Below are 10224 nucleotides of genomic sequence, written 5' to 3'. Positions count from 1 at the left end.
GTGGCAATGGGGGACCTTCGTTTTTTTTCCCGCCGGCGCGTCACAATACCCTACGTCCCCGATGTCCCACCCCGTCCCCGATGTCCCACGGCGCCCAGTGCGTACACCTTTACGCATTTTCCGCCTGACGGGCCATTTCCTCTTCAAGTTCTTCGGTAAGCAGCAGCCATTCTTCCTCGGCTTCCGCCAAGCGCTTCTTCAGTTTCGCGTGTTCGGCAATAGCATTGCTCGATGCATCCTCGTTAATGTAAAAGTCGGGATCGGCCATCAGTTCCAACAACTCAGCCACGCGCTTATTGTCGCGTTCCATCCGCGCGTCGAGCTGCGCAATGCGCTTCCTGTGGTTCTTCAGTGCCGCATATGCGCGGTTGCGCGCCTCGGCTTCGCGGCGCTTCTGTTCCTTGGTCTTCGGCGCGCTGCCCTTGCCCGCCGTGCCGGTGCGAACGTCTTTGCCAGCCACTCCAGAGCGAGCGTCCTTCGCCCCGCCCGATGACGCAGACGGCGAAGACGCCGCGCCCATCACCTCGTCAACCAGCGACTGCTCCTTCGGGGCCTCGCCAGCAAGCTGCCCACTCTTGTACAAATAGTAGTCGTAGTCGCCGTCATACACCGCAAGCTTGCCCGGCGTCACCTCAACAATGCGGTTCGCCACGCTGCGAATAAGGTGCCTGTCATGCGTGATGAACAAGATTGTTCCCTCGAAGACGGAAAGCGCCTGCTCCAGAATGTCTGCGCTCGCAATATCCAGGTGGTTCGTAGGCTCGTCCAAGCACAACAAGGGACGCGGCGCAACAAGCATCTTCGCCAACGCTAAACGGCTCTTCTCGCCACCCGACAACACGCTCACCTTTTTGTCCACCGCATCACCCACGAACAAAAACGCGCCCAACAGCGTGCGCACCTGCGATATGGTCCAACCGGGAGCCACGTGGTCGAGCTCTTCAAACACCGTGTTACCCGGATGTAGCTCTTCCAGCTGATGCTGCGCGTAGTACGTCTTGCTCACGTGCACGCCGTACTCGATGGTGCCCTCATCGGGTGCAAGCACCCCGGCAACCATCTTCAGCAGCGTCGACTTGCCAGCACCATTCGGACCCACCAGCGCTATCTTATCGCCGCGGTACATGGTGAAGTCCTGCCCGTCGTATACCACTTTATCTCCGAAGCGCTTCACCAAGCCCGTTGCACGCACTACCATGTCGCCCGTGCGGGGAGGTTGCTGGAAGTTGAAATGCACCGTTTTTTTCTCTTCGGGAATTTCCACCAGTTCAACGCGTAGCTTCTCCAAACGGGCGGCGCGCTCTTGCGCCTGGCGAGCCTTCGTCGCCTTGTAGCGGAACCGCTCCACAAACGCCTCAAGGTGGTGCATCTCGTCGATTTGCTTGGTGCGCTTCGCACGCAAAAGCTCAATACGCGCAGAACGTTCCTTCAGGTAAGCGCTGTAGTTGCCTTTGAACAGGTTTACCTTGCCGTTGTCGATTTCTGCCACACGGTCAACCATGTTGTCCATGAACGCGCGGTCATGACTGACCACGATCACCGTGCCAGAATACCCGCGCAAAAACCCTTCAAGCCATTTCACGCTTTCAAGATCGAGATGATTCGTGGGCTCGTCGAGCAGCAGAACCTCGGGATTGCGAATGAGCAGCTTCGCCAACGCAATGCGCATCTGCCAGCCGCCGGAAAACTCGGTGGTCGCCCGACGCATGTCATCTTCCTTAAAGCCCAGACCGAACAGTACACTGCGCACCTTTGCTTCAATTTGGTAGCCGCCTAGCACCTCGTACGCGTCACGGGCGCGGCCCGCCGCAGCCAGCTGCTGTGGCGTGGGGTTGTCGCCGAGGCCCTGTTCGAGCTCTTGCAAACGGCGTTCGGCGGCAAGAATCTCCACCTGAGACGACAATACTTCTTCGAAGATGGCCCGATCGGGCATCTCGATGGCTTCCTGCTCCAGGTAGCCCACGCGCGCGCCCTTCGCCAGCAGCACGTGACCTTCATCGGCATCTTCATGTCCCGATATAATGTTGAGCAGCGTAGTCTTGCCCGCGCCGTTTGGTCCCACCAGCGCCAAGCGATCGTATTCCTCGAGGCGAAGCATCACGTCGGAGAACAGCGTGCGCGCTCCGAACGACTTCGATATATGTTCAAGCTGCATGATCATGGTCAGCGGCTTCCTTTCACCTTGCGGCCGCCCCTTCCTGTAAGCAGCGTCCGAGCGGGTATGATCCCCAAAATCAATCAACAAAACCAAGCTTCGGAACTACAATCTCGGAGCCAAAACGAGCAGTCTATGCACTCATCTCATAGGCGAAGCTATTTTAGCTCAGGCATGAGAAATCCTTCCTTTCTAACTTCATGAAAAGTATGACACGCCCTCACGAAAGGCGAGCAGGTCTTTACGAGAAAAACGCCCAGTTAAATTGCCTAAGTTTCAAAGTTGGGCGCAACACCCCGATCTTCCCGTAGTATCGTCAGACGACGTGGATACAGGAATCAGCCTTGCAAGACAGCGGCTTTGGGACAACGGGGACAATACCCTACGTCCCCGTTGTCCCACTGGCTCCACCACATGAAGCGTCACGCTACCATATCAGCAAAGGTTATAAGGCGAACCCTCCCTTCGGCACGCGCCCACTCATAGCACGCCTCAGAAAAGCCTGTTTTTGAGAAGCCATACAAACGTACATCCGCCAACTCGCCAACAAGAGACACGCGGTGCTCAAGTTTCTTCAATTCGGTAAGGGGGAACTTCTCATTTCGCCACTTGCATTCACCGGCAAGCACAACACGCTTTCCCTCTGCTGCTACGATATCAATTTCCGCTTCTTGCCTTAAGCGCGGGTCATTGCCCCACCAGCGCCCAATATCGTCGAAATCAACCTCAAGCTCACCCGTAATTGCCTGTCGCCAAAGCCACTGGACGCATATGTCTTCAAACACCGGACCCATGTACTCAGACAAAGAATTCTCAATGGCTTGCCACGCCCGCCCTTTCATGCCGCGTTCGATGGCTGAGCGATAAGGCAGCACGAAGCGATACCAGAAGCGGAATAGATTGTCTGACAATCGATACAAAGCACCCCTGTTACTCTTCACCACCGGAACATCCCGAGTAACCAGCCCGATACGCTCAAGCTCTTTTAGGTAATACGCGAGTTCTGCCGACGTGATTCCGACCGCCGTGGCAATCTCGTTATTCTGCGCTCTGCCCTCGGCAATAGCCCCCACGATAGCATTGTAGCGAGAGGCTTTCTGCACCTCTTGTAATAGCAGATTGATGGGCTCTTCGTACAGGATCGAACTCGGATCGAGCATGGCTGTCTCTGTTAGCTCGTGCAAACTGCCATTGCCGCTAAATTGAAGCAGATACAGCGGAACACCACCAACCATGCCGTAAATCTGAGCTACCTCGATCGGGTCGCGATGGGGAAAAAATGCCATGCTGTCGAAAAAATCGAAGGGTTTGACTTCGATTTGGGCCGTCCTACGCCCGTAGAGAGGACTCTTTTCGCTCAACACCTGCTCTTTCATGAATGAAAGTGATGAGCCACACAGCACCAAAAAGAGCTTCGATGAGGCCTGCTCTCGGTCGATGAGCGCCTGAAGAATCGACGACACGCTTGGATTCGCCTTCGCCAAATAAGGATATTCATCGATGACGAAAACGAGCTGCTTTTCACGAGCAAGCGTGAAAACGAACTCGAATGCGGTTTGAAAATCGGCAAACAGCGGCGCCGAGTCGGGATTGCGATCGGGGTACTCGAAGAGAAAGAGAGCGCGACTCAAGTTGCGCAGATTCGTGCGCTCATCGTTTTCCACTGCCGTAAAAAAGACTACCGGTTTACGACCGATGAATTTATTAATGAGCGTCGTTTTTCCTACCCGTCTGCGTCCATAAACGACCGGAAACTGAAAAGAACCCAATTGATACAAGCGTTCCAAAGTGGCAAGTTCTCTTTCACGACCAACAAACATGACGAGCCTCTTTCCACGCAAGTCCTACATTGAACTATATCTTAATGGTCAAGTCTACTTTAGTAAAGTTGATTTGACTAAAGTAGACTTGACTTACAGATACATGGTTACTGTCTACAGACAAAAACCCATAAATGCCTCATCGAGGAAATGTAGGGAAACACTGACTAAGGCTTGTCCTGCATTTGCAAGGTGGCGTCTTGAGGTCCCGAAATGCTACCGACCCTTGCATCCGGTGACCATCCTCGTATACTTGAAAGATCATGGAGAATTCCCACGGAGAGATTAAGAATGAGAGAAGAGTTAGGCTTCGGAGAAGAGCGCCTGATGCACTCGATGGGGCGTGTACCCACTTTCGGTGTTATCGGCGCAAGCTTTTGGATCGCGTGGATCACCATTATCTACAGTACCGATGCCTTCTTTCCCGCTGACATCGACCCACGCCAAGCGACGTCAGGTGCCTTTGTGATATCGACACTCTCCTTGGGTGTGACACTCATCGCACTGAGCTTTTTCCCGCAGTGGACCATGCGTCGCCTGCTAGGTGAGCGCCCCTTGTCGTGGGCATCGTGTATAGGCGCAGCGGCCACCCTTGTGGTTTTAAACGGACCCATGCTGCCCACACCACTATTCTTCACGGCGGCAGTGCTCACTGGGTGCGTAACGGCACTTATTGCACTACGCGTAGCTATTGCATTTTCGGAAGTGGATACGCGCGCGGCGCTGGTGGGCATGGGATGCGCACTCATGCTTGGTGTACTTGTGTATGCGTTAGATACAATGCTGCTCCTGTGCGAACTACGATCACTGGCAGTTGTCGTACTCGTACTGCTTTTGCCCTTAGCAGCCTTCCTCTTGTCACTCGACGTAAGTGAGGGAACTTCGCTCGCCCTTACGGATGCTGACCGTTCACTTGAATACCCTCGTATCTCAACGAAATTGGCACGCTTGATTGCCTACATCGTCATGCTGCTGTTTTTACTGAGCCTCACACGAGGCTACTATCCTAATCTGATCGAACTGAGTCAGTTCGCCACATCGCGATGCCTTGTAGGACTCGGACTCATCGCAGCAGCTATGGCTATTGTGGTTATGGCGTGGATAGCACCACGCCATACGGTATTCGGAGTGCTGTTTTACGGGATTCTACTCGGTTCGGTGCTCACAGTGCTGGTGCTGGCTTTACTGAATGTGACGCCGGTGATCATGGGAGACGTATCCTCGGTACTCTTCGGCGTGACGCTGTTATGTTTGTGGGGTCTGCTCTGCCGTGTATCATTTCGTTCGGGACGCTTGGCAGTACAAGTAATTGGTATCGGTTTTGGGGCGGCGTGTTTAGGGGCGACCGCCGGCATGGGTGCAGGTTCGCTTTTGTATGCCATTGAAGTGTCTCCCCGCTCGTTTTCTTTGATTATGGCGGCTTCCATTATCTTATGCGTGGTGGCGAGCTTGTTCTTGCTGCGTTTGGACGACGTGCGCGCGCTCATGCAGCCTGCAGTGCGTGATTCGGATGTTGATGACACTCTCAGCATCGCATCTGCTACATCCGTCACAACCTCGCCCACCCCTGCCCTTTCCGCTCCCACTACCTACAAACTAACACCAGCTCTGCCGACAGAGATACCCATCCCCTCGGCACTCGGCGGATACCAAGCGTCGCTACGACGCTTGTGCGCCGTGCTGGCTGTCGATCACGGTCTGTCGCAACGCGAGGCTGACGTACTCGAGCTGCTGGCACTCAGCAAAGACACCAAAGCTATCGCCGACGAGCTGTTTATCTCCTTCAATACGGTACGCTCCCACGTCCGCCGCATTTACGTAAAGCTCGACGTACACAGCCGCCGTGAGCTGATGGAATTCATCGAACGCGAGGGTGGCACGGGCAGCGAGTGCACACATAGCTAGGGAAACCTCGCTCGATCATCCTTCACCAATTTCAGAGTTTTCCCAGGTCGCTTCCTTCATGCAATTTGAGTGAGGGCGAAAAATACGTCGGTTTCATCCATGATGAACGATTCGTACGGCATCACTTCCCCGTTAAGCTAACGAAATCAGGCTAATACCCATACGCGGCCGATAAACAGTCGTTTTTTAGGCGGGGAGGGACATTATCATGGAGCACAACTCTGACGGCTTTGACCCCGAAACATACAAGCGCACCTCACGTATGATAGAGGCAAATCCGGCGTATCGAAACATCTGCTGCGCGCTCATCGAGTACTGCTGCGACGAGCAAGATGAAGAAGAAGCATGCGCGTTCTGTGAGATTCAGCGAACCTCTCAAAGCCAGATTCAGAGCGCCGCTGGCATCATTGGCGCGCTCGTGCGAAGTGGCGCGTTGCGCAAGTGCGTTTTCGTCGACGGCGAGCCCTATACCGGAACACTCGAAGATCTGCAAGCCGACGAAGATGTGGCCGAGGATGCTGTTGTATCTGTCACGCTCACATCCACACCCGAAGGTATTGCTGTGGCAGCCGATGTGCGCGAGGAACGCTCTTTTAATCACTTGATAGCACCTTATCCCCAGCGCAGGGGCGCTTTTCTTGCAGTACTTACCGCTTGTGCCGCAACTCCAAAAACCACTCGTGAGCTGCAAGAAACCCTTAAATGTGCCGACATGCTCGAAACCGAGGCTGCCCGCGGCATAGACAGCCTCCATGCAAGCTATTTCACGGGCTCGCTGGAATCTATCGGCGCGCTCGCGTGGAATGGAAAAGCGTGGACTGTAACCGACACAGGACGAGCGATCCTGGCCGAATAACAGTCGCGCAAGGTAACGAGAAGAGAGGAAAAGGAGGAGGAAACGCGTATGAGTCAAGCTACGTTGACGCGCCGTAATTTTCTCATGGTGGCCGGAGCTGCGGCTGCCGCGTGCGCAGCGACGGGCTGTTCCAATATGGAGCAGCAAAAGCCGGCTGACACGGGTGCCGACCAATCAAGTGAAGAGGGGGTGGAAATTGTTCATTCCTCGTGCCGCGCATGCATCTCAAACTGCGGTGTACTGGTGCATGTGAAAAACGGGCGCGTTATCAAGATCGAAGGCGACCCGATCGATCCCATGTCGAAAGGCCGCGTGTGCGCGAAGGGTTTGGCTGCTATTCAGGCACTCTATAATCCCAATCGCATGAAATACCCCATGAAACGCGTGGGAGAGCGCGGTGGTAACGAATGGGAGCGTATCTCCTGGAAAGAAGCCATCGACACCATCGCCGACAACCTCATGGAAATCTACGAGAAAGATCCCATGAAGCTCGTTATCTCCACGGGTGGCGGCGGAAACCCGCAGTTCTTCGGCTTGCATCGCTTCCTACAGGCATTTGGCGGCGGTAACTTCTTCGAGCCGGGCTGCGCCCAGTGCTACCTGCCCCGCATGTGCACTCAACCTATGCTCAACGGCTGCAACGACACATCTATCGCCGACTCTACCGTAGGCGAGATTTACTACACCGAAACGGTTCCCTCTTGTCTTGTCATGTGGGGCACCGACCCGTCACAAAGCCACGTTCCCTCCGGCGGGCGTGCCGTAAACGACCTGCGCATGAAGGGGATGAAGACCGTGGTCATCGACCCGCGCTTCACTCCCGACGCCGCCAAGGCCGATGTGTGGCTACCCATTCGTCCCGGTACCGACGTGGCTATGACCAATGGCTGGACCCGCTACATCATCGAGAACAAACTCTACGATGAGGCATGGTGTGTGAAATGGACGAACCTGCCCTTCCTCATCAACGAGGAAACGATGCTGCTCTACCATGCCGACGAGCTGGGCATCGGCGAGGCAACTGACTACGTAGTGTGGGACTCAAACACCAACGCACCTGCCGCCATGCCTTGGCCACAAGACGACAGCATCGCTCCTGTACTCGACGGCGAATTCGAAGTAAACGGCAAAAAGAGCCGCACTGCATTCCGCGCCGTGTGGGACAACTGTGCCGAGTGGACGCTTGAGCACACTGCCGAAATCACCTGGTGCGAAGCGAACGCCATCGAGGAGGCCATTAAGCTCTATTGCGAAGGATCTCCGCACTCTGGCATCGGCTTGGGCGTTGCTACCGACCAGTACGCGCAGTCGGCTCAGGTACCCGAGGGCGTAACCATCATCGAGTCGCTCATGGGTAACGCATGCCATCAGGGCAACACTATCCAGAGCCGCAAGAACCAGTCGCTCGGCACCTACTTCCTATTCCCGTTCAACCTGTTTGGCCCCACACCGCTCTCGCCAACCGAGGAAGTAGTAAACCGCCGTCTGGGTATCATCGAGCACAAGGGTCTGAACTACTGGATGGCCTCGCACATTCCCACCATCATGGAGGCCATGAACACCGGCGAGCCCTATCAGCCCGAAATGTGGATCGACCGTTCCGGCAACAAACTTGCTATGATCGGCGACTCGTCCACCTTCCTTGAGGCTATGAAGAAGATGAAGTTCATCGTGCACATGTATATGTATCCCACGACAACTTCTATCGAGCTTGCCGACATGATTCTGCCCACGGCCGAGTGGCTCGAAACTGCCTACGGTGCCGACCGCTGCAACGTTTGGCTTATCCGCCGCGACGTGGTTCATACTTTCGAGCACGTAGACGAAACGCTCATCTGGTCGTGGATCGTATCCGCTCTAGCCGACCGTGGTCACAAAGAGGCTCAGATGGCGTTTGACCCCGAGAACTGTGGTGCCGCCGGCCCCTACTGGAAGACCTACGACGAGTATAAGGGCTATCTGGCCGCATTCATGAGCAAGTCGTTCGGCGAAGAGTGGAGCTGGGACGAATGCTGCGAAAAGCTGCCGGCCGAGTTCATGCCTATGGAAGAGTGGATCACCTCAAGCTACGAAAGCTACGAGAAGGAGAACCCGGAAACAGGCCTGCCGACAGGCTTCGCCACCACCTCGCACCGCATGGAGCCCTATGCCGAAGCTATGACCATCACTGGCCGCACGGGTGGTCCGTCTGGTGCATCGTTCTGGGACAACTACGTGCTGCCCCCGGCCAGTGTTGACTATCTGCCGCTGCCACACTACGAAGAACCTGCAGAATCACCGCTTACCGACACCGAGTTCCCCTACGTGCTCACCGAGGGTCGCGTGCCAATGTATCACCACGGCACGCTGCGCAACGTTCCTTGGATGCGCGAGATGTACCCCGTGCCGCAGACCTGGGTGAATCCGGTGACGGCCGCCGAGATCGGCGTGGAAGAAGGCGACTGGTGCTTCGTGGAAAGCCGCCGCGGCAAGATTCAGGGCCGCATTCACATCACCGAAGGCATCGCACCCAAAGTAATCTACCAAGAGCGCTTCTGGAACCCAGAGCTGCTTGACTCCGACGATCCGTCGCGTGCTTGGAAGGTTATGAATGTAAACATACTGACCAAGAACGATAAGCCGTACAATCCGGAGTTCGGCACCTATACGCTACGCGGATTTACTGTGAAGGTGACGAAGGCCGACAGCGCGCCTGAGGGCGTGTGGACCGAGCCGAAGGAATTCACGCCGTGGCTGCCTGAGGTGACCGACGAAACGGGAGGAGGTTATGCCGTCTATGACGCGTAATGCTATTGTTGTCGACCTGAACCGCTGCATCGGCTGCTTCGGTTGCGAGGCGGCGTGCAAACAGGAGAACGACGTGCCCCTAGGGCAGTACTGGAGTCGCGTGACACCAGTAGGACCGAACGGCACCTTCCCCAATATCGAACAGTACTGGCTGCCCACCATGTGCCAGCAGTGCGCCGGCGCGCCGTGCGTGGAGGTGTGCCCAACCGGCGCTTCCTACCGCGACGAAGAAACGGGTATTGTACTCATCGATCAGGAGACCTGCATCGGTTGCGAGTCGTGCCTGAGCGCATGCCCCTATGGCGTGCGTGCCCTGAACGAGGCCGAGAGTGTGGTAGGAAAGTGCACGTTGTGTAAGCCCCTTACCGACAAGGGCGAGCTGCCCGCATGCGTGAAGGCCTGCTGTGGCGAGGCGCGTTTCTACGGCGACCTCGACGATCCCGAAAGCGATGCGTCTAAAGCCATCGCTGCCTACGACGAGGCAGATCGTCATCAACTAGCCGACACGGGTAATGGGCCGACTACGGTGTACCTGCTCTCGCCCAAGTATGCCACATGGGTAAGCGACGACGCAGTGCAGGTCAGCAACGTGTAAACTCCTAAGCAAAGCTTACACAAGGCCTGTGCGTAAGTAACGAAAAAAGGCGGCGGAGAAGGTGCTGTATCTCCGCCGCCTATTGTGCAAGTGATTATTTGCGAGC

The 10224-nt window shown here is 55.8% G+C and carries 6 protein-coding genes; 4 read left to right on the top strand and 2 right to left on the bottom strand.

Annotation, left to right across the window (positions count from 1 at the left end; translation table 11 throughout):
- Positions 1-109: 109 nt before the first annotated feature.
- Both G7Y44_RS01410 and G7Y44_RS01405 read right to left on the bottom strand, forming a co-directional pair.
- The gene (locus G7Y44_RS01410; protein WP_165246976.1) at positions 110-2161 is read right to left on the bottom strand and encodes an ABC-F family ATP-binding cassette domain-containing protein; all 2052 of its coding nucleotides are present in this window, start codon (positions 2159-2161) and stop codon (positions 110-112) included.
- Between the two features lie 416 nt (positions 2162-2577).
- The gene (locus G7Y44_RS01405; protein WP_165246974.1) at positions 2578-3975 is read right to left on the bottom strand and encodes an ATP-binding protein; all 1398 of its coding nucleotides are present in this window, start codon (positions 3973-3975) and stop codon (positions 2578-2580) included.
- Between the two features lie 291 nt (positions 3976-4266).
- Here G7Y44_RS01405 and G7Y44_RS01400 point away from each other — a divergent pair, with 291 nt between their 5' ends.
- The 4 genes from G7Y44_RS01400 to G7Y44_RS01385 all read left to right on the top strand — a co-directional run bounded on the left by G7Y44_RS01400 (position 4267) and on the right by G7Y44_RS01385 (position 10118).
- On the top strand, positions 4267-5880 hold the full coding sequence (locus tag G7Y44_RS01400) for a response regulator transcription factor (RefSeq protein WP_165246972.1): 1614 nt from the start codon (positions 4267-4269) through the stop codon (positions 5878-5880).
- A gap of 208 nt (positions 5881-6088) precedes the next feature.
- Positions 6089-6736: a hypothetical protein gene (locus G7Y44_RS01395; protein WP_165246970.1), complete on the top strand. Its 648-nt coding sequence runs from the start codon at positions 6089-6091 to the stop codon at positions 6734-6736.
- Between the two features lie 48 nt (positions 6737-6784).
- Positions 6785-9523 carry a molybdopterin-containing oxidoreductase family protein gene (locus G7Y44_RS01390; protein ID WP_165246968.1) on the top strand — a complete coding sequence of 913 codons (2739 nt, stop codon included), beginning with the start codon at positions 6785-6787 and terminating at the stop codon, positions 9521-9523.
- On the top strand, positions 9513-10118 hold the full coding sequence (locus tag G7Y44_RS01385) for a 4Fe-4S dicluster domain-containing protein (protein ID WP_165046127.1): 606 nt from the start codon (positions 9513-9515) through the stop codon (positions 10116-10118). Before G7Y44_RS01390 ends, G7Y44_RS01385 begins: the two co-directional genes overlap by 11 nt.
- The last annotated feature ends 106 nt before the right edge of the window (positions 10119-10224 follow it).

The organism is Adlercreutzia sp. ZJ141 (assembly GCF_011038965.1).
Classification (GTDB): Bacteria; Actinomycetota; Coriobacteriia; order Coriobacteriales; family Eggerthellaceae; genus ZJ141.
Note: the sequence above shows the minus strand (reverse complement) of the source record. Positions and strands in the feature narration are given on the sequence as shown.